This window comes from Citrifermentans bremense R1 (assembly GCF_000426865.1).
Classification (GTDB): domain Bacteria; phylum Desulfobacterota; class Desulfuromonadia; order Geobacterales; family Geobacteraceae; genus Geomonas; species Geomonas bremensis.
The window spans coordinates 1-19,397 of sequence record NZ_AUGE01000038.1 but is presented as its reverse complement, the minus strand read 5'-3'; the positions used below and the strand labels follow the sequence as shown (position 1 = coordinate 19,397).

General features: G+C 58.9%; 16 protein-coding genes and 2 pseudogenes. 9 read left to right on the top strand and 9 right to left on the bottom strand.

Going from position 1 to position 19,397, the window contains the following annotated elements; translation table 11 throughout:
- The first annotated feature begins 167 nt into the window (after nucleotides 1-167).
- Together K419_RS0117065 and K419_RS0117060 are read left to right on the top strand one after the other, a co-directional pair.
- Nucleotides 168-458, top strand: coding sequence for a hypothetical protein (locus tag K419_RS0117065; protein ID WP_026842631.1), 291 nt, complete (start codon nucleotides 168-170; stop codon nucleotides 456-458).
- Between the two features lie 148 nt (nucleotides 459-606).
- Nucleotides 607-2,232, top strand: coding sequence for a methyl-accepting chemotaxis protein (locus K419_RS0117060; protein ID WP_026842630.1), 1,626 nt, complete (start codon nucleotides 607-609; stop codon nucleotides 2,230-2,232).
- A 73-nt stretch (nucleotides 2,233-2,305) separates the two neighbouring features.
- Here the strand turns inward: K419_RS0117060 and K419_RS0117055 are convergent, their stop codons facing one another.
- The 5 genes from K419_RS0117055 to K419_RS22845 all read right to left on the bottom strand — a co-directional run bounded on the left by K419_RS0117055 (nucleotide 2,306) and on the right by K419_RS22845 (nucleotide 9,043).
- Nucleotides 2,306-2,770 (bottom strand): hypothetical protein, encoded by a 465-nt coding sequence (locus K419_RS0117055; RefSeq protein WP_026842629.1) that lies wholly within the window; start codon nucleotides 2,768-2,770, stop codon nucleotides 2,306-2,308.
- 218 nt (nucleotides 2,771-2,988) lie between these two features.
- Nucleotides 2,989-3,429 carry a GSU0071 family protein gene (locus K419_RS0117050; protein WP_026842628.1) on the bottom strand — a complete coding sequence of 147 codons (441 nt, stop codon included), beginning with the start codon at nucleotides 3,427-3,429 and terminating at the stop codon, nucleotides 2,989-2,991.
- Between the two features lie 342 nt (nucleotides 3,430-3,771).
- Complete coding sequence (locus K419_RS0117045; protein WP_026842627.1) at nucleotides 3,772-5,421, bottom strand: acetyl-CoA hydrolase/transferase C-terminal domain-containing protein; 1,650 nt, start codon at nucleotides 5,419-5,421, stop codon at nucleotides 3,772-3,774.
- A 58-nt stretch (nucleotides 5,422-5,479) separates the two neighbouring features.
- The gene (locus K419_RS0117040) at nucleotides 5,480-6,172 is read right to left on the bottom strand and encodes a GntR family transcriptional regulator (protein ID WP_026842626.1); all 693 of its coding nucleotides are present in this window, start codon (nucleotides 6,170-6,172) and stop codon (nucleotides 5,480-5,482) included.
- Nucleotides 6,173-6,427: 255 nt separating this feature from the next.
- Complete coding sequence (locus K419_RS22845) at nucleotides 6,428-9,043, bottom strand: hybrid sensor histidine kinase/response regulator (protein WP_051293081.1); 2,616 nt, start codon at nucleotides 9,041-9,043, stop codon at nucleotides 6,428-6,430.
- Nucleotides 9,044-9,614: 571 nt separating this feature from the next.
- Here K419_RS22845 and K419_RS0117030 point away from each other — a divergent pair.
- Complete coding sequence (locus K419_RS0117030; protein ID WP_026842625.1) at nucleotides 9,615-10,190, top strand: HD domain-containing protein; 576 nt, start codon at nucleotides 9,615-9,617, stop codon at nucleotides 10,188-10,190.
- Nucleotides 10,191-10,216: 26 nt separating this feature from the next.
- Here the strand turns inward: K419_RS0117030 and K419_RS0117025 are convergent, their stop codons facing one another.
- The 4 genes from K419_RS0117025 to K419_RS24165 form a co-directional block, all read right to left on the bottom strand.
- Nucleotides 10,217-11,842 (bottom strand): SAM-dependent methyltransferase, encoded by a 1,626-nt coding sequence (locus tag K419_RS0117025; RefSeq protein ID WP_026842624.1) that lies wholly within the window; start codon nucleotides 11,840-11,842, stop codon nucleotides 10,217-10,219.
- A 436-nt stretch (nucleotides 11,843-12,278) separates the two neighbouring features.
- Nucleotides 12,279-13,385: an MBL fold metallo-hydrolase gene (locus K419_RS0117020; RefSeq protein WP_026842623.1), complete on the bottom strand. Its 1,107-nt coding sequence runs from the start codon at nucleotides 13,383-13,385 to the stop codon at nucleotides 12,279-12,281.
- Nucleotides 13,386-13,399: 14 nt separating this feature from the next.
- Complete coding sequence (locus K419_RS0117015) at nucleotides 13,400-13,939, bottom strand: flavodoxin family protein (protein WP_026842622.1); 540 nt, start codon at nucleotides 13,937-13,939, stop codon at nucleotides 13,400-13,402.
- Nucleotides 13,940-13,954: 15 nt separating this feature from the next.
- Nucleotides 13,955-14,110: a hypothetical protein gene (locus K419_RS24165; RefSeq protein WP_226377726.1), complete on the bottom strand. Its 156-nt coding sequence runs from the start codon at nucleotides 14,108-14,110 to the stop codon at nucleotides 13,955-13,957.
- Between the two features lie 191 nt (nucleotides 14,111-14,301).
- Here K419_RS24165 and K419_RS0117005 point away from each other — a divergent pair, with 191 nt between their 5' ends.
- From K419_RS0117005 to K419_RS0116985, 6 genes and pseudogenes are all read left to right on the top strand, one after another.
- Complete coding sequence (locus K419_RS0117005) at nucleotides 14,302-15,219, top strand: AraC family transcriptional regulator (RefSeq protein ID WP_026842621.1); 918 nt, start codon at nucleotides 14,302-14,304, stop codon at nucleotides 15,217-15,219.
- A gap of 536 nt (nucleotides 15,220-15,755) precedes the next feature.
- Entirely contained in the window at nucleotides 15,756-16,397 is a 642-nt protein-coding gene (locus K419_RS0117000) for a hypothetical protein (protein WP_026842620.1), read from the top strand.
- Nucleotides 16,398-16,579: 182 nt separating this feature from the next.
- Nucleotides 16,580-17,359: pseudogene (locus K419_RS24515) on the top strand (5'-3' exonuclease); the annotation flags it as partial.
- A gap of 90 nt (nucleotides 17,360-17,449) precedes the next feature.
- A pseudogene (rnhA, locus tag K419_RS24510) lies at nucleotides 17,450-17,860 on the top strand (ribonuclease HI); the annotation flags it as partial.
- Between the two features lie 174 nt (nucleotides 17,861-18,034).
- Nucleotides 18,035-18,760: a phosphatase PAP2 family protein gene (locus K419_RS0116990; protein ID WP_026842618.1), complete on the top strand. Its 726-nt coding sequence runs from the start codon at nucleotides 18,035-18,037 to the stop codon at nucleotides 18,758-18,760.
- Between the two features lie 357 nt (nucleotides 18,761-19,117).
- Nucleotides 19,118-19,397 (top strand): transposase (locus tag K419_RS0116985; RefSeq protein ID WP_156912233.1); only part of this gene is annotated, 280 nt, incomplete at its 3' end.

Here is a 19,397-nt window from a genome sequence, read left to right as displayed (position 1 = left end):
TCCCACAGTCATACTTCGTCAAATTGCGGGACAATTTGAGCCAACTTGATATTTATTACAAGCAAAAACAACTCAAGAATCAGAAAAGATCTCTCCCACACTCTCAGCCGGTTCGCGGTGCCCGGCGTGGAGGCGCTGCGGCGCATCTCCGACGCCAGTCGCGCCCGGTGTACGGGGGATGGGAATTCAACCTGGGTTACGGGATCGTCGGTGGGCGGCTGGTCAACCTGCGCCGGCACGGAGTGGCTGCCGCGGAACTCGCGGTCGACGTCTTAAGGGGAAAGCGCCTCCAGTCGCGCCTGCAGCCAAGCCCCAACCAGTACATGTTCGACTACGCCGAGATGCAGCGGTTCAACATCCCGGTCTCGAAGCTGCCGGCAGAGAGCATCGTCATCAACCAGCCGCAGACCTTTCTCTCGCGCGTCAGCGTTAGGCCTCCCCCCGGATCCCGGGTCTAAGCCTGCGCCCCCCTGGCATAAGCGAACGATCCCGATACGACTCTCATATGGCGCTATGGGAATTTTTATTCAAGTCCCACTCACACAGCGGCGATAAGTGTAGAAGATATATCAATCCGCCGTCAGCAAATCCCACAAGGAGAGCAGTATGAACTTTTCCGGCATGAGACTCGGTGTCAGACTTGGGATCGCGTTCGCTGTAATACTAGTGCTTATGACAGTAGTCGGCGGGTACGCCATAAACAGGATGCAGGTCTTCGATAAGAAGATCGAGCTCATGATCAACGACAAATGGCCCAAGACGGTGATGCTGAACGAGGCGAAGAGCCAGGCCAACGTCATCGCCCGGGCGATGAGGAACATGATCCTGAACGAGGACCAAGTGGAGGTCCAGAAGGAAGCGAAACGCATAGAGGATGCACGGGCGGCGATCGACAAACAGCTTGACGACCTCAAGAAGATCGTACGGAGCGAAAACGGGAAGAAGCTGTTTGGCGCGGTGGTCGAGGGGCGCGTCCAGTACGTAGAGTCGCAGAAGATGGTGATCGGGCTCATCGAGTCCGGGAACAAGACGCAGGCGAGCAAGGAGTTGATGACCTCGGTGCGCAAGACCCAGGCGGCTTACTTCACGGCCATAGACAAGATGCTCGAGCACCAGCAAAAGGAGCTGGAACAGGTTGGTAAGGAATCCGATGCCTTGATCCAGCAGTCGCGTCTGGTCGTGATTGGTCTCCTCATCGCCGCCATCGTGCTGTCGGCGCTGCTGGCCGTCATAATAGTGCGGAGCATCACGGTTCCGGTGCAGGAACTCATCGCCGCGAACGACCGCCTGGCCGACAAGGACCTCACCGTATCCATCACGTTGACCGGCGGCGACGAACTGGGCCATCTGGCTGAATCCTCCCGCAAGATGGTGGAAAGCCTGCGGGGGATACTGGGGCAGGTCTCCGACAGTTCCGCCCAGATCGCCGCGGCGTCGAGCCAGCTGCAGTCGACCGCCGTGCAGATCGCGACCGGCGCCGAGGAGGTGGCCTCCCAGACCGGCTCGGTGGCGACCGCCAGCGAGGAGATGGCCGCAACCAGCGGCGACATCGCCCAAAACTGCATGCTCGCGGCAGAAACCTCGCGTCAAAGCAGCGAGTCCGCCAACGATGGCGGCGCCGTGGTCCAGGAGACCATCTCCGGAATGGTGAGGATCGCGGAACGAGTGAAGGACAGCGCCCGTACCGTGGAAAGCCTTGGGGAGAGGTCAGAACAGATAGGCGACATCATCGAGACCATCCAGGACATCGCCGACCAGACCAATCTCCTGGCCTTGAACGCCGCCATCGAGGCGGCCCGCGCCGGCGAGCAGGGACGCGGCTTTGCCGTGGTAGCCGATGAAGTCCGGGCGCTGGCCGAGCGGACCACCAAGGCGACCAAGGAGATAGGCGCCATGATCAAGGCGATCCAGGACGAGACCAAGGCAGCGGTAAGCGCCATGGAGGAGGGGGTTGCCGAAGTGGAAAAGGGGACCGAATTCTCCCAGCGCTCGGGCGAGGCGCTGCAGACCATCCTGAAGCAGATCGGCGAGGTGACCCTGCAGATCAACCAGATCGCAACGGCCGCCGAGGAGCAGACCGCCACCACCGGCGAGATCACCATGAACGTGCAGCAGGTGACGGAGGTGGTACAGCAGACCGCCAGCGGGGCCGCCGAGACGGCCGCGGCCGCGAGCCAGCTCGCCTCCAACGCCAAGGTTCTCGAAGGGCTGGTCAGGCAGTTCCGCCTGTAGCCGGTTTCAACCGCAGACAAAAAAGGGGCCGGGCGTAAGGCCCGGCCCCTTTTTGTTTTTATTAGGAAGAGAGTTACTTGTTGTGCCCCTTGCCGTGCCCTTTATTCCCCTTCCCTTTACCCTTCCCTTCACCCCCGCCCTGCCCCCCTTCGGGGTTGCCGCCGAAGTGGAGGTTGCCGGCTTTGAGGTCGTGAAACTCCCGCGATCCCGGTTTTATCCCCAGATCCTTCGCGATGGCTCCCCACCCTTTCTTCCTGTTGGGCTGGTATACCGCCATGACCTGGTCGGGCTGCCTCCCCGACATCCGTCCCAGTTCGAAGATCATGAAGGCGTCGGCCGGCTCCGAAACCGAGCGGATCACCGCCTGCACCTGGGGCACCGGCACGCCGAACTGGGCCCCTATCTTGGCGGAGAAGCCGGGGAGGTCGGCGCGGGCCTGGACGTTGAGACTGGTGAGGAAACTGTCGAGACCGCCGGCAAGAACTGAGACTGGCAACAGGAGAACAAGGGAGAGACAGATCAGGATCAGGCGCTTCATGCGTGCTACCTCCGTGTTTGTTTTTTGGCAGCCGACTCTTTGCGGCAACCGCAACAAATATAAACCGCATTTCTCAATCGTCAAAGGCTTATGCGCTTTGCGGCAAATACAAAAGCTGCCAGGCGTAGTGCCATGGCAGCTTTTGTTGAGAGGGTTTTATGACTTTAGAAGGGGGACAGGCTACTTTTTGAATCAAAAAGTAGCCTGTCCCCTTTTAATTATCTGGTGAACTCGCCGCTTTCTTTCTGCAGAATCTCGGCGAACTCAAGGAACACCGCCTCGCGCACGGCGTGGCGCTGCCAGTATTTGACCAACGACCGGCCGCATTGCAGCATCCCCACCAGCCCCGCCGAGGTCCCGGCGGCTACCATCCCGGTGGTTTCCCCGTAAAAAACCATGAGGACGCTGGAGGCAAACAGCACCAGGCTGGAAAGGAACAGGGGGAGCTCCATGTGCTTGAACGGCGAGCTGAACATGCGGTGCACCGACGAATACACCGACGCGTGCGCCCTCACCAGGCGCAGGTATCTCTCAAGTTCCGCCCCGTTGCAGCGGGAGACGGCACGCAGGTAAAAGCGGCGGATGGCTTCCCTGCTGCTGGTTGCCATGCGGTCGCCGTAGTAGTGTTCAAGTTCCACATCGATTGTGTAAGTATCCATCTCAGTCCTCGAATTGGTGCCCGGGAATTCCGCGCGGTTACGGTAATGCAAAAGTGAAATAGCAGGATGCGTACCAAACGGACGATGCCTGCACTCCGCTTCCTAGCGCAGGAACAGCGACGAGGAAATGAACCCTCCACTGTTCTAATTCGTCGCAGCTGCTCAACTTTACGACACGCGGTGCTGCAAAACTGCACACACCGACGCGAGGAAGCTCCCCTCTCAGCGCTAGCCTCATCCGTAGCCCGCACATCGCCATTTCACCGAACCTCCCGGGCAAAAGAAAAGACCCCGGTACCGTTTCGGCAACCGGGGTCTTAGGTGCTTCTTTTCAGCCAGCTACTAGACTGCTGCGGAGTCGCCTATGCTCGGCTGGCGCACCGGGCGCTCGGCTGCCTCGTCGCAGAGGTCGACCTTCATGTCCCAGTTCTTGATCTTCATGGTGCCGTTCGCGGCGAGGTTCAGGTGCATCTTGAAGGCGCGGTCCCAAAGCTGCGGCTCGTGGCCGACGCCCTTGGCGAGGCACTGCTTCTCGGAGATGTTGAGGTACTCGGTGAGGATCGGCTTGTAGTCGGGATGCGCGCACTTCTCGATGATGCGGCGGGCACGCTCTTTCGGAGCCATGCCGCGCAGGTCGGCAAGCCCCTGCTCGGTGACGACGCAGTCGAGGTCGTGCTCGGTGTGGTCGATGTGCGAGCAGTGCGGCACCACGCAGGAGATGCCGTTGGGATCCGTCTTGGAGGGGCGGGAGGACGGCGTGTGCATGATCTTCAGGAAACCGTTCCTCAGGAAGTCGCCCGAGCCGCCCAGGCCGTTGATCATGCGGGTGCCGCCCACCAGGGTCGAGTTGGCGTGGGCGTAGATGTCGATCTCGACCGGGGTGTTCATCGCGATGCACCCCAGCCGCCGGATCGGCTCGGGGGCGTTGGAGATGGAGAGCGGGCGCAGCACGATCTTGTCGAAGTACTTCTCCATGTTGTCGAAGAAGCGCGGGAAGCCCGGGGTCTCGGAGAGCGACAGGGAGCAGGAAGACGCCATGTCCAGCTTGCCGGAATCGAAGAGGTCGAGCATGGTGTCCTGCAGCACCTCGGTGTAGACGGTGAGGTTCGAGAAGGGGCCTTTGGCCAGGCCGCCGATGACCGCGTTGGCGATGGAACCTACGCCGGACTGCAGCGGAAGGAGGTTTTTGGGCAGGCGCCCAGCCTTCACCTCGTGGGTGAAGAAGTCGATGATGTTGTTGGCGATCGCTTCGGAGGTGTCGTCCTGCTCGGAGAAGGCGCGCCCCTTGTCGCGGTGCTTGGACTCGACCACGGCAATCACCTTGCTGGGGTCGCACGGGACGTAGGTGCTGCCGATGCGCTCGCCGGCGGTGGTGATCCCCAGGATCTGGCGCTTGGGCGGGTGGTTGCAGACGACGACGTCGTGCATCCCCTCGAAGGAGGGCTGTCCGGTGTTCACCTCGAGGATGACCTTGTCGCAGATCATCAGGATTTCGGGAACCACGCCGCAGGAAGAGGTCAGCACCAGGCCGCCGTCTTCGGTGATGGCCGAGACCTCGATGATGGCGAGGTCGAGCTTGCCGCTCGGGGTGTCTTTGGTGTAGAAGCCGTAGCCTAAATCCTGGGCGAACAGGGAGAGATGCTTGTCCCCCATGCGGATGCGGCCGGCGTTGATCCCCGCGGCGATGTTCTTGCCGGTCTGGTAGGGCCAGCGGCGATCGATCATGTCGAGGGTTGCCCAACGGTCTTCGGTTTCTGCGCCGACCGAGGCGCCGATGAAGAGGTTGAACCTGAGTTTGCCTTGCAGCCCGTTCTTCTCCACGTGGTCGGCGAGGGCGATGGGCACCGCTTTCGGGTAGCCGGCCGGGGTAAAACCGGACCAGCCCAGGTTCATCCCGTCCTTGAAGAAGTCGATGGTCTGTTCGGGGGACATCACTTTGCTCAGAAGCGACTTGCAGCGCACGCGGTCCTGCAGGGTTCCATAATTCGACATCACGTTCCTCCTGTTTGTTTTTAGCGTATACGCCAGTGGCGCAAAAAAAAGGGGGCTATCAACCCTTCTCAAACGTGGAAATGCTGCGCCGCTCGTCGATGTTCTTGCGGGCGGCCCTGATGTGGCGGCGCATCAGGAGATCGGCCAGTTCGGCGTCCCGCTCCTCGATCGCTTCCACGATGCGACGGTGCTCCTTGAGCGCCTGATAGGGGCGCGGACCCGAGATGGAGAACTGGTAACGGTACATCCGCATCAACTGGTACAGGCCACCCTTCAATATGCCGGTGACCTTGGAGTTGCGGCTCCCCTGGAGTATGCGGTAGTGGAAATCGAACTCCCCCTCCTGCTGGTAATAGGAAAGCCCCTGGTTCTCCTCGATGTTTCTTTCGTGCTCGTCGAGCAGCCGCTTCAGGTCCGCGATCTCCGCGGCGGTCATATGCTCCGCCGCCAGCCCGCAGGCCATCCCCCCCAGCGCTTCCCTTATCTGGTAGATGTCGACCAGCTCTTCATAGGAGAGCGTTACCACCCGCGCCCCGAGGTTCGGGGAGCGAACCACCAGGTAGCGTTCCTCCAGCCGGCTCAGCGCCTCCCTGAGGGTTCCGCGGCTGATGCCGTAGCTTTTTGCCAGTTCCGGCTCCGAGATCTTGCTGCCGGACGGCATCTCGCCCTTAACGATGGCGGTCTGCAGTTGTTCGAAAATCCTGTCCGACAGGCTGAGTGAAGAGTCGATTTCGACCCGCATGCTTTTCATTAATTGTCGACACCTCAAAACGTATACACAAGACAGGGCCACAAAATACTCCGTTTTTGGCTACTGTCAACAGTAAAGTGTCGACAGATCCCTTATTGTATTAATTTTTACTTAACAGTGCGAATTGCCTCATTTTCTCTTTTCGACTCAGATGCAGCACGTGGCTGACAGAGAAACCTCGGCGGTGGACAGGCATGAAAAAACCCCGGTGCATTGCCGCCTCGGGGTTTCAGGTTCAGCTATGGCAGGATGCGCTCAGGCAATCGGCCTCAATGCCTCCACCAGCGCGCTCAGTTTGTACGGCTTCTGGATGAACCCCGCCAGCTGTTTGCCTCTGAGTTTTTGCGTCACTTCGTATTCGGTGTAGCCGCTCGACATCACGACTTTCACGTCCGGCCTTATTTTTTGCAGTTCGACCAGGCAGCGCTCGCCGTCCATCTGCGGCATGGTGAGGTCGAGAAGGACGACCCCGATCCCGGGATTGGCCGAGAAGAGCTCGATGGCGGTCCTGCCGTCGGATGCCGTCAGCAGGTCGAAACCTAGTTGCTGCAGCATTTCCGAGGCGATGCAGCGCACGGCTTCCTCGTCGTCGACAAGCAGCAAGGTGCCGCGTCCTCTCCAGTTCTCCTGGCGGCACGGCACTTCGCACAGCTCGGCTGCGCTGCCGGCCGCAGGGAAAAGAACCCTGAAGCAACTCCCCTGGTTCGGCTCGCTGTCGACGATAATAGCCCCGCGGTGCCCCCTCACGATGCCGAGCGTCGCGGCCATCCCCAGCCCGCGCCCGGTGAATTTCGTAGTGAAGAAGGGGTCGAAAATCTTGCTCCTGGTGGCGCTATCCATGCCGCACCCGGTATCGGTCACCTCCAGGCAGACGTAATCGCCTTCCGGTACGTCCACGTCGAGCCACGCCTTTTTGAGGTAGCTGCGGTCGCAGTTAAGGCTCAGGGTTTTGATCGAGATGAAGCCGCTGCCGTCGCCGATGGCCTCGGAGGCGTTGATGACCAGGTTCATCACCACCTGCCCGATCTGGGCGGCATCGGCTTCTATCTGCGGCAGAGAAGAGTGCAGGTCCAGCCTCACAATCGCGCTCTTGGAGACGGACAGCTCCAGCATGTGCAGCATCTCTTGCAGCAGGCGGTTCAGGTCGGTATTTCCCACCACGAACCTCCCTTTACCGGAGTAGGCCAGCATCTGACGGGCCAGGTCCGCGGCGCGGGTGGAAGCCTGCCCTATCTTCTGCAGGTTGTCCACCGCCGGAGAGTCCTTGCCGATGCGCATCAAGGCGAGTTCGGCGTTCCCCATGATGGCCATCAGGATGTTGTTGAAATCGTGCGCTATCCCCCCCGCCAGCACTCCCAGGCTCTCCAGTTTCTGCATGTGCAGGAGCTGGCGCTCGAGTTGGAGCTTCTCCTCCTCAGCGAGGATCTTGTCGGTCACGTCTCTCGCGGCACCGAAGATGATATTTCCATCCGGCCGCACCGAGTGCCACTCGATCGAGCGGTAGGACCCGTCGGCGTGCAGGAACCGGTTGGTGAAATTCTGGATCTCTCCATTTCTTTCCAATACCGCGACAGCATCGGCCGTGGCAGCCACATCATCGGGATGCACCATCTCCAGGAAGTTCTGCCCCGCCAGCCGGTCCAGGGGAAACCCGAGAGCCGTCTCCCAAGCCGGGTTGAGGCGCCGGAAACAGCCGCTCGTGTCGGCGATGCAGAGGAGGTCCAGGCTGTTGTTGAAGTAGCTGTCGAGTTCCTCGCCCTTGGCGAGGGCTTCTGCCTCGGCGCGCTTTCTTCTCTCGATGTCGACCGACAGCTGCTGCGCCATGCTGTCGAACGCGGCTCCGAGCTCACCCAACTCCCCTCCGGCGACGTTGTCGTTCACGCGGAAGGTGAGGTCGCCGGCCGAGATCTTCTGGGTCCCCTCCCTGAGCGCCTGCACCTTGTCGAGAATCGCCCGCTTGCTTATGTACAGCGCCATCAGCGCCGTGAGCATGACGATGGCCGCCATGGCCGAGATGTTCGCCATCAACGGGAGCGAGCTCTTTTTGTCGACCCACTCCTCGTCGATGCAAGCGCGGACGTACATGTACGGTTCCCTCTCCCCCTTGAGGTAAACCTGGCGGTAGGCCATCACCTTCTGGATGCCGCTGTTGTTCTTGGCGCTGAAGCTGCCCAGATCTTCCTTTTTCATGGCGGCGAAGAGGTCGGGCCGGTCCTGTTTGCCGACCAGTTCCCGGGGCTTGTTGCTGAAGAGAATGGTCCCTTTGTGGTCCAGCAGCAAAAGCGAGGTGTTGCGGGGGAGGTTGCGGGAGTCCAACAGCCTCTCGTAGTTGGTGAGTGTGAAGACCGCTACCGCGACGTCCTGCACCTTTCCGTTTTCATCCAGAATGGGATAGCCGAAGCTGAGCGCCGGTTTGGAGAGTACCTTGCCTATGGTGTACTCCCCGGAGGAGAAACGGCCGCTTTGCAGGGCCGCCTTGAAGTACCTCCTCTCTGCCGCGTTTATCGGCCTTGCCATCGGCAGCGCCGAGGCCCAGATGGTTCCGTCAGGTGCGATCATGAGGAGATTGCTGATCTGGGGTGATTTTTTCAGCAGTCCGGCCAGGATCCGGTTCACCTCAGCGGCATCCTTCTTTTTAACGGCCTCGACATAGGAAAGGGTGCTCAGAAGTTGCTCGGCGCCCGACAGCAGTACATTCTGGTCGTTATGCACCGCAGTTGCCAGGCTCAGGGAGAGGTGCGCAGCTTCACGGAAATCGGCTTCGCGCGGCCTTTCGGCAGAATACAGGATGACGCCCATCGATCCTATAGCCATTAACAGGATCATGATCATCATCTGGGTGCGCAGTTTAAGTGAAAGAAAGCGATCCATGACAGCTCCTGTCACATGCTTTATTGCTGCTATATGATCCTGGGACGATCTCCATTGTTTTCGGCAGGAAAAGGAGGACTTAAGCTATAAAAATTTATTATGAATTTTATTTACAAGCAAGAAAGATGTAGTTAAAAACTTTTCACATTCGACAAAGAGCAGTCACGACGCAGACTCGACTGTGTTTGCGCACCACGCGCCCTGCCGGGCGCACACGACAAAAAGGGCCGACAGCAATGACTGTCGGCCCCAGGTTCCCACCGCTTCGATCCTTCGCGTCGGGAATTGCGCGCGATAAGCGCCCTCATCGCGAGCACCTCCCGCCAAACTTAATGCAAGCACCTCCCGCCAAACTTAATGCAAGCAACTCCCGCCAAACCTGTTGCGAGCCGACCCGGCATTTTCCGTCGGGTCGGTCCTGTCCAGGAGCACTCTGTACTCGCGTATTGCCCGCCTGTCCATGCGTCCTCCGACCTCACAAATCAAAAGCAGCTACGACATTGACGAAGACACTCCTCCTGTGACACATTGGCGCGGCGTCGCAACAACAACTCCGAGAGGAAACCGACAGATGCAACAGATCGTGGACTTCATACTGGAACTGGACAAACTGAAGAGCGTCACCCGCCAAAGCAGGTCCAAGGGTAGCGACCGCAACGAAAACTCCGCCGAACACAGTTGGCAGATCGCCATGCTGGCCTATTCGCTTGAGCCTTATGCCGCGACGCCTGTAGATATACATCGCGTGGTCGCCATGCTCCTCGTGCACGACATCGGGGAGATCGATACCGGCGACACCATTGTCTACGCCACCGAGGGGTGGGAGGAGCGCAAGGCGGCCGAGTTGGAAGCGGTGAAGCGGATCTTCGGAATCGTGCCGGAACCGCAGCGCTCCCATTTCCTGGAGTTGTGGCTGGAGTTCGACGAAGCGGCCACCCCCGAAGCCCGCTTCGCCCATGCTGCCGACCGCGCTATGCCGCCCTTGCTAAACCTCGCCAACAACGGCCAGAGTTGGCGGGAAAACGGCATCAGCTACGAGCGCGTCATCGACAAGATCGGCCCCCCTATCAAAGCCGGGTGCCCCGCGATGTGGGAGTACCTGAGGTCCCGCCTGGAGGAAGAAAACCGGAAAGGGTGGTTCAAGTAAGCAACATCCCCCTCCCCTTGCGGGGTTTAGGGGGTGGGGGTAGGTGGGGCGCCCAAATCCGGTTCCGCCACGACCTCGATGAGAGGGTGGAAGGAGGCCCATTCCTCGGGGCAGCAGATGATCTTGCTGCAGAATCGGCGCCAGGCTTCGAAGTGCTCGTCGTTTTGCGGGGGAATGGTGCAGAGACGCTTGTGCCAGATCTCCACCGTAGGCATCGATGCCTCGCGACGGTTGCTCCAGTGGGTGATCTTCCAGCCGCATGCCTGCAGCAGGGCTTTCAGCTCCTGTGCCGACACGAGGTGCATGGTGCCGTTAAAGGCCGTGCCGTCCGCAGCGCCCTCCTGGCAGTGGGTGCGTAGGACAAGGCGCGATCCGAACTGCCGCAGGGCTTTGAGCAGGGAGGCCTTGTCCTCCACGTATTCCAGGCTCTCCAGCATCAGCAGGATGTCGAACCGCCCCGGCGGGAGGGTGGTCTCCATGTCGCCGTAGCGGCATTTCAGTCCCAGTGCGTCGCAGTATCTGAACTGGGCCCGGCTCGCGGTAATCCCGGTGACGCCGCAGCCGTGCGCCTTCGCCAGGTAGGCTGCCGGGCCGCCCCAACCGCAGCCGAGATCATACACGCTGCTTCCCGCGGGAATATAGGGGATCAGCTCGTTCACCCCCCGCTCGAACGGGGCGTCGTTCCAGATATCCTCCAAATCGTCTTCTTCGGTAAAAAGTCCGAAGTGGTAGTGCATGTCCCTCCCCAACGCTTTGCTCCAGACATCGATGTCGCCGGGGGTATAGAAGCTGTCCAATCTTTCCGCGGATTCTCTTTCCGAGATATTTATGCTTGGGAGGCCGGCTTGCAACAGTTTGTTGCAGCGGCGGGCATCAACCTGGACTGCCCTCTGGAGTTCCTCCATGTTCCGCGGACGTTTACCCGGCGTACCCGAAAAATACAGGGTCAGGGTCGGCGTCTGCTGCCGTGAAGTGGCGAAGGTGAGATGCCTGAAGTGATGCGAGGCATACCGCTTCAGGACCTTTCGCGCGTCGGCGTTGGTAACGAAACCTTTCAGCACTCCGAGGTATGTTTGCACTGCCGGCTGCCAAGGGAAGCTCAGGCATACCTGGTCGACCCCGGCGTGGTTGCGCCTGAACCAGAACCCGGAAATCGCCTGAAACAGCTCCTCCGACTGTAACTTCCGGTAAACCGGCTGCAGAGCCGGATGAATCCAGTTCTCCGGAGTCTCTCCTGACGGGGTCTCCGGGAAAAAGAAGAAGCTGTATCGAGTCGCCTGTTGCCACGGCCTGGGCGGCCAGTGATACACCGTGTATTCGTCCCCGTAGAAAGGCTTGGACTGCCGATGCAGGTAGAGTCGCCAGTCGTTTGCGCCGCTTGCCGAAAACCCGAGTCCCTGGTGCAGGCAGCAGCGGCAGCGCGCCTCCCAGATGTTTCGTATGGCAGACGGGGAACCCACCTGTTCGAGCAGCGAGGTAAAAGGCAGCGCACCAGGCTCATGCGCCGGCGTTACCCCGGCATCCAGCCAGAAAACAACGTTGTCCCGAACCGTTGCCTGGTCCGCCGTCAGGCGCAGGGACCATTCGAAACGGCCGTCAAGGTCGATCCGGAACCCCTCTAACCTCTCAAATATGTTGTCGTCGTTTGGCATGGTCTGGATTCGCGACTCCGGTTGGTATGGCAGTCACTGTCGGCTGGCTCTTTGGATGTGGTCGCGCAGCGTCGCCAGGTTCCACTGCTTCAACTGGGGGTGATCCTCTCCGATCGCGGGAATCTGCGGATGCTTTTGCAGGTACAGCTCCGGGCATATTCGCCCCGTTGCTGTTTGAAATAATAAGGACTGCACCTCCCGTCCAGTCGGCATTAAAATAATCTAACGATTATAGTTGGCCCGGGTGCGGCGTCAACCGTTGGCCGCTAAAAACGGGGGAATCCGGAAAGGGGGTCGATGCGGGATATAGCGGGAAAAGGGGAGGTTCATCGCTGAAATTCCGTGGAAAGCCGCTCTTAGTCCCCCCTCCCCTTGCGGGAGGGGGCTAGGGGGTGGGGGTAGGTGGTCAAGGGAGGGGAGACTGTTGGGTAAGAAGTCACTTGTTCAGCACGCGCTCGGTTTCTTTCCGTCCGTCCACATCTTCCCACCAGCGCCGGACATGCTTTACTTCGCGCATGCCGACCGGTTCGCCCATCAGCGGCGTCATTACCGGAATACCCCGGAGAGCGCCCAGGGCGACTATTCTGTCCAAAGGCTCATGCCAGGAGTGCATGGAAAGATCGAAGGTGCCGTTGTGGATGGGGAGCAGGCTCCTCCCTTTCAGATCGATGTGGGCCTGGACGGTTTCTTCGGGTTTCATATGGACTTCCGGCCAGTTGGCATCGTAGGCACCGGTTTCCAGCAGGGTCAGATCAAAGGGGCCGTACTTCTCGCCGATGCTTTTGAACCCGCCAAAGTAGCCTGAATCGCCGCTAAAGAACACACGCTGATCGGCAGCAAGGATTACCCACGAAGCCCATTGGGTCTGATTCTTATCGAACAGAGTGCGACCGGAAAAGTGTCGCGCCGGCGTGGCGGCAAAACGGACGCCGCCGACTTCAGTTTCCTGCCACCAGTCCAGTTGCCGCACCTTGGCAGCCGGCACACCCCATTCGACAAGGATGTCGCCAACGCCAAGCGGCGTCAGGAAATACTCAACCTTGCCGGCCAGCTTCATGATGGATGCATGGTCCAGATGATCGTAATGGTCGTGAGATATGATCACCGCTTTGATCGGCGGCAGCTCGTCGATGCTGATCGGCGGCTCGTGGAACCGGTCCGGTCCTGCGAACTGTATCGGCGACGCCCGCTCCGAAAACATCGGGTCGGTCAGCCAGAAGGCACCATGCAGCTTCAGCAGGACGGTTGAGTGCCCCAGCCGGCAGACCGTATTGTCAGGAACAGCCAGCAACTCTTTTTGGGTAACTGCCTGTACCGGGATTTCCCCGGACGGGCGCGTATTCGCAGGCTTATTGAAGAAGAAATCCCACATGATGCGGGCAGAATCAAGCCGCCCGCCTTTGGTGACCATGACCGGTTTTTGCAGCTCGCTTTCCAACGACAGAGCCGAGCGAGTCTGGGCGGAACTGTTCTTTTTCAATAGGGTACAGGCCATGACGATAACAACTCCTGCAATCAAAGTATAAAGCACGATTGGTTTCATCCGGTCAGCCGGTCCTATGCCTTTTTACCCATTTCATATGCCTGCGCCATCGCCGGACTCTTTTTTATGTCCCCTTTATTCCAGGCACCGGTACCATAGATGACCCCTTTTTCTTTGGCGCCGTCAAGGCAGGAGGTGAACCCCCTAAGTGACTCAAGAGTCCGGTTCAGCAGTTCTGTCCCTGTGACGGCGGCCGTCATGATGAAATAAAAATCCTTGTTGTTGATACCCGTGTACCGTGCATAGGTTCGGTCGATCAAGGTCTTCATCTGGCCGTTCATGGTATAAAAATAAACCGGTGTAGCCATGACGATGACATCTGCACGTATCATCTTGTCCAGGATATCCGCCATGCCGTCCTTATGCACACAGGTGCCGCCATTGCCCTGACAGACGTCACAGGCGGTACAGTAATCGATCTTCGAGTCGCGTATGGAGATCCGTTCCACTTCGTGTCCTGCCTCTGTCGCTCCAAGCATGAACTGCTCGCAGAGAAGATCGGAGTTTCCCCCCTTCCGGGGGCTGCCAGCCAATACCACTATTCTTTTTGCCATATCATGTATCCTTTTTTACGGCTGGATTTCATTCACGATCAGCCCGGCGTCGAGCCCTTCATGCAGAGCCATCTTGAGCCTTTCGATGTTGCCGCTGGCGGTAAAGGCGGCAATCGGAACCATGCTTTGCTGTCGTGCGATCAGCGCCTGATGAGCGTTAAAAACCTTCATACGCGGCGATGATCTGGCGATGATCTACATATTACCGCTTGGCCGTATAAACCGGTAGAATGATCCTACGGGTTTCTTGCCTGATCCTACAAAGCGAATCACAAATGTTGTAATGGGAAAGGTCGCTTGTTATGATGCGAGTGAGGCGATCTCTGGCAATCGCCCGCGCAAACAAGCAATTAGGAGTGATCATGGACGGCGGGACAAAAGCGGCGCGCGAAGCTTTGAGAGAGAGCATTGCCCGATGGACGAACAACGGGATTCTAGGCCAAACGGCGGTACCCAGATTGGGGATATTCCGGCAGGACGAACTGACGGAACCTATGAGCGTGGTGTACGAGCCCAGCATCTGCATGGTCGTGCAGGGCTCAAAGCGCGTGCTGGTTGGCAGCGAAACGCATCTGTATGACGATCACCATTACTTGATCACGTCGGTGGACCTGCCCACTTTCGTCCAGGTCGTGGAAGCAACCAAAGAAAGACCTCTGCTGGGGCTGCAGTTGAAGTTCGACATACACGAGGTCTCTCAACTGTTATTGGATGACAATTTCCCTCATCATCGTCAGCAGCAATCCCTGCATGGCATGGCGACCAGCGAAGTCACCTTGCTGCTGCTCACCGCCTTTCAACGCCTGATCAACCTGCTCGATGAAGAACATGACATTCCGATTCTTGCGCCGATCATACAAAAGGAGATCACCTACCGCTTGCTTGTGGGGGAACAGGGGGCGCGCCTGCGCCAGATAGCAATGGCAGGAAGCCAGAGTCAGCAGATAGCGCGGGCGATCGGATGGCTGAAGAGCAACTTCAAGCAACAGCTTCGCATCGAAGAGCTCGCTTCCCAGGCACGCATGAGCACCTCATCCTTTCATAACCATTTCCGGTCCATGACCGCCTTAAGCCCCTTGCAGTACCAAAAGCATCTGCGCCTGCACGAGGCCAGGCGCCTAATGCTGGCAGAATCGCTGGATGCGGCAACCGCCGCGTTTCAAGTAGGCTACGAGAGCCCCTCCCAGTTCAGCCGCGAGTATAACCGCCTCTTCGGCGCGCCGCCGCTGCGGGACATCTCCAAGTTCCGTCTTTCCGACGGCGGTCGCACACGGATTTAACGGAAGTTGTTATTTTGAAAAAACTTCTCCCGTCATCTTTTCTAGATTCAGACCGTAACCAGGCTCTCCCCTACCCCTGCTTCGCGTTTCAGATGCGGTCCCTGCGGAAAGACAACCGCTGCGCCTTTCCCCGCAGCACAGCTCCCGTCCCTGCATCGCAAAACTTCACCTTTCAAAACGAGCCTTGAGTTTTGCCCGGTTCTTCCCCGGTTTTGCTGAACACGTTTTCCATTTTGTAAGACCTTACATTTCTTTTGTAAGACCATACATTTTGAGGCGTCAAAAATACGCTGTGAAACCGGCCGGTTGCGCCAGCGAAAAATAAACCCTTCAGGCAAAAAAATAGACCTGTTTTTTTGCTTGCGCGGCCAATCATCGAAAAAGGGAGGTTGTTTGACCGTTTTGACATTCATTTGAAAAGAGTCGGCACGAAATTAATTTCTTTCGAATGATTAGACACTTGAAAAGAGAACAGTGGATACTAGACTGGTCGTCGTTGCCCGGGAGGAAATTAACCTTACGGAGGTAAAGTCAGTATGCCCAAGCCAAAGACCGCCTTTCCACGGAACGTCCTCGAACTCCTCACCTTGGCGCGCAGGGTCAAGGAGTCGGTGTTCAACAGCCCCCACTACCAGCAGAGGTCCGCAGAGTTCGAGCAGGATCTGCAACGGTTGTCCGAAGGCGTAGACAGGTTGCAAAAAGCCCGCGACGAGTCGCAAACCAGGGACACGCTGAAGATCGCCTTCCGGGACAAGACCCGAGACGAGGTCTGCGTCATATTGGGGAGGATCGCCAAGCACGTGGAACTGGCCGCCAGGAGCGACCTTGCGGTTTTGCAGAGTTCCGGTTTCGAACTCATCGCCCAGATGAAGGCCAAGCGGCCTCTTTCCTCCCAACCGCTTCCCGCGCCGGCGCTTACCGTGAAGCATGGGCGAGTATCGGGGACGCTGATCGCCAACGCGAAACCGGTGCCTGGCGCTGCCAGTTATGAATTCCGCATCACCGATTCCGACCCGACCATATCCGAGAACTTCAGCCCCTTTGGCACCTTCGCCCACGGCACCCACATCACCATTCCCGACCGGACCCCGGGCCGGACCTACTCAGTGATAGCCCGCTGCATAGGGACCGCCGGCCCCGGCGCCTGGTCCTCCCCCTTCACGCTCATGTCGCTGTAGATAAAATGAAAGCCCGGATACCCTCCGGGCTTTTACTTTTGTCCCGGAATATCAGGGGTCGGCTCTCGGGCTGGCCCTTTTCTTCAGCCAGCGCGCGCCGGCTAAAAGCACAGATATGATATGGATTGTAAAGCTCCCCTTGAGATAGTAGTATCCGGCGGGAATTCTTTGTGGGAGAGGGTATGGAAATTTCGCCGCGGCTCTATCTGCTGGATGGATCAAGTTACATCTATCGCGCCTATTACGGCTTCCGGGATATCGCCACCCCCGGCGGAATGCCTGCCAATGTAGTTTTCGGTTTCACGAAGATGCTCCTCGACTTGCTACAGGAGCATCGCCCCGAATATTTCGCCATCGTCTTCGACCCTCCCCGTGAAAACACTTTTCGCCGCGAAATGTACCCAGAGTATAAGGCGCAGCGCGACGCAACGCCCGAGGACCTGGTTTCCCAGCTCCCGTACCTACGGAAGATACTGCAGGCTCTCAACATCCCCATCCTGGAAGCCGCCCGTTTTGAGGCCGACGACGTCATTGCCACCCTCGCCGCCAGGTTCGCCGCGGAAGGAGCGGATGTCACCGTAGTCACCGGCGACAAGGATTTACTGCAGATCGTCACCGACCGGATTGCCCTTTTGGACACGATGAAGGGGAAGCGTTCGGGGCCGCAGCAGGTTGTCGAGCGCTTCGGCGTCCCTCCTGAATTGGTGGCCGATGTCCTGGGGCTTGCCGGCGACAGCGGAGACAATATCCCGGGAGTCCCGGGGATAGGCGAGAAGATAGCGGCAAAGCTGGTACAGCAGTTCGGATCCCTTGAAAAAGTCCTGGAGTGGCGAAGCCTTGTGAACGGGAAAACTCGCCGGGAGAATCTGAAAACCCATGCGGAACAGGCGATTCTCTCCAAAGCGCTTGCCACCGTTCGCTACGACGCTCCCGTTGATGTACCCCTGGCAGAGCTGCAGAGCCGGCCTGCGAACGTCCCGGAACTGCTTTCCCTGCTGCGCGAGTTGGGTTTTGCCGCCCTGGAGGTTGCCTTCACCCCGCCGCCGCCCGGCATTGTGGAGATCTACAGTGACGGTTCGGGAAGGGACTCCGGGCCGGGGGGATATGGCGTGATTCTGCGCTATGGAGAGCACGAAAAGGAGCTGAGTGGATTCGAGCCCAGCTCAACCTCACAGCGCATGGAGCTGATTGCAGCAATCCGGGGACTGGAGACGCTCAACGCTCCGAGCAGGGTGCGCGTTTTCAGCGATTCGCAGTATCTGGTACGGGGGATGAGCGAATGGTTGGCAGGCTGGATACGTGCCGGACGCCTTGAGACACCTGACGCGCTGAAGAACCAGGATCTCTGGCGTCAACTGGCGAGCCTCTCGGCAAGGCACAAGGTAGAATGGGAATGGGTGGCAGGGCATGCCGGGCATCCGTTCAACGAGCGTTGCGACAAACTGGCGAAGCGAGCGGCAGAAGAGGGCGCACGCGCCGTGATGCCCGTGATTCCCGAGATTCCGATCATCCCGCCGCCGTCGCCCCCACCCGTTCAGCCTATGCCGCTCCTTTGCACAGAGGAAAGAACATTTGATGAAGAGGCAGACGGCCAGTTCCGCCTGTGCTGATTCGGAAATAGTAAGGAGAACAAACGAATGCCAATGGTTCGTCGTTTCCTTCTCCAACTGCGCGGTCTTCTTGAACCACGACGGCGCCCCGAGTTCTGGTCGCTGCTCGCGGTGTTCGTGGTGGTAAGCGGGCTGTGGGCTTTCGCCGAACTTGCGGATGAGATCCGGGGGGAGCCGGGTCACTTCGACCGGGCCATTCTGTTGGCCATGCGTACCCCCGGTGCCCCCCACGCCCCCATCGGCCCAAGGTGGGTAGAGGAGGTAGCTCGCGACTTCACCTCCTTTGGCGGGGACGGAGTGTTGACCTTCATCTTGCTGGGCGCCGCAGGTTTCCTGTTTTTGAAGCGAAAATATTGGACCATCCTGCTTTTATTTGCCGCGACCATCGGCGGCGGAACCTTGAGCACCTTCCTGAAGCTCCACTACCACCGTCCGCGGCCGGATCTTGTATCCCCGCTAGCCTATACCACCTCACAAAGCTTTCCCAGCGGCCACGCCCTTCTTGCCGCCGCCACCTACCTGACCCTTGGCGCGCTGCTCGCACGGGTGCAGCCCAATCACGCGTTAAGGGTTTATCTGATGTTCCTGGCTATACTGCTGACTTTCATGGTAGGGGTGAGCCGGATCTATCTGGGAGTTCACTGGCCCACCGACGTCCTGGCGGGGTGGACCATAGGGTCGGTGTGGGCACTGATCTGCTCCTTGGTCGCCTATTGGCTGCAGCGCCTGGGCCGAATGGATCGTGAGGAGTAAAGGGAAAGCAGGTGATGTACTACAGCAGTTCTACTCGGGGATGCAGAACTCAGATCGGCAGGTAAGGCGCATCCCGCGAGTGAGGCAAGGGCAGTGGCGGCTTTGATGGTTGAAGAGTCGAGGCCTCTGTCGGCATTGGCGAAGGAACTACAGCGGGATGCATCTGCATTAGGGAAATTGGCGCAAAGGCTCAGACCTCGTACGGCAGCAGATGCCCAGTAGGATGAGTTAATCAATGCAGGTCGAGCAAAGCTTCATAAATGTCCGGATGTCTAGCCTGACCTGACCCCCCGCCGTGTCAAAATAGTTGTCGCCTCAATAGCTCACCTGTAAACTGCGGGCGGAGGAGGCAATCACATGGCTCGATACTCACAAGAATTCAAACAACGGGCAGTTGCCCGGCTACTGCCGCCGGAGAGTTCTCCAATCGAAGCGGTGTCACGCGAGATTGGAGTTTCGGTGGACACCCTGGAGCGCTGGAGGTCGGCAGCTCTTGCGATGCCTGAGAGGGATCGCACTTGGACGGCAGCAGCGCGCTTTGAAGCGGTAATTACTACGGCTGCAATGGATGAAGCTGCCAAGAGCGCATGGTGCCGTGAGCATTCCATCTTCCCGGCTGAACTGGAGAAGTGGCGCA

Excerpts from the sequence above, each read along its gene's own strand:
- K419_RS0117060 (WP_026842630.1), top strand. The coding sequence starts at position 607 with ATGAACTTTTCCGGCATGAGACTCGGTGTCAGACTTGGGATCGCGTTC.
- K419_RS0117055 (WP_026842629.1), bottom strand. The coding sequence starts at position 2,770 with ATGAAGCGCCTGATCCTGATCTGTCTCTCCCTTGTTCTCCTGTTGCCA.
- K419_RS0117050 (WP_026842628.1), bottom strand. The coding sequence starts at position 3,429 with ATGGATACTTACACAATCGATGTGGAACTTGAACACTACTACGGCGAC.
- K419_RS0117045 (WP_026842627.1), bottom strand. The coding sequence starts at position 5,421 with ATGTCGAATTATGGAACCCTGCAGGACCGCGTGCGCTGCAAGTCGCTT.
- K419_RS0117040 (WP_026842626.1), bottom strand. The coding sequence starts at position 6,172 with ATGAAAAGCATGCGGGTCGAAATCGACTCTTCACTCAGCCTGTCGGAC.
- K419_RS22845 (WP_051293081.1), bottom strand. The coding sequence starts at position 9,043 with ATGGATCGCTTTCTTTCACTTAAACTGCGCACCCAGATGATGATCATG.
- K419_RS0117030 (WP_026842625.1), top strand. The coding sequence starts at position 9,615 with ATGCAACAGATCGTGGACTTCATACTGGAACTGGACAAACTGAAGAGC.
- K419_RS0117025 (WP_026842624.1), bottom strand. The coding sequence starts at position 11,842 with ATGCCAAACGACGACAACATATTTGAGAGGTTAGAGGGGTTCCGGATC.
- K419_RS0117020 (WP_026842623.1), bottom strand. The coding sequence starts at position 13,385 with ATGAAACCAATCGTGCTTTATACTTTGATTGCAGGAGTTGTTATCGTC.
- K419_RS0117015 (WP_026842622.1), bottom strand. The coding sequence starts at position 13,939 with ATGGCAAAAAGAATAGTGGTATTGGCTGGCAGCCCCCGGAAGGGGGGA.
- K419_RS24165 (WP_226377726.1), bottom strand. The coding sequence starts at position 14,110 with ATGAAGGTTTTTAACGCTCATCAGGCGCTGATCGCACGACAGCAAAGC.
- K419_RS0117005 (WP_026842621.1), top strand. The coding sequence starts at position 14,302 with ATGGACGGCGGGACAAAAGCGGCGCGCGAAGCTTTGAGAGAGAGCATT.
- K419_RS0117000 (WP_026842620.1), top strand. The coding sequence starts at position 15,756 with ATGCCCAAGCCAAAGACCGCCTTTCCACGGAACGTCCTCGAACTCCTC.
- K419_RS0116990 (WP_026842618.1), top strand. The coding sequence starts at position 18,035 with ATGCCAATGGTTCGTCGTTTCCTTCTCCAACTGCGCGGTCTTCTTGAA.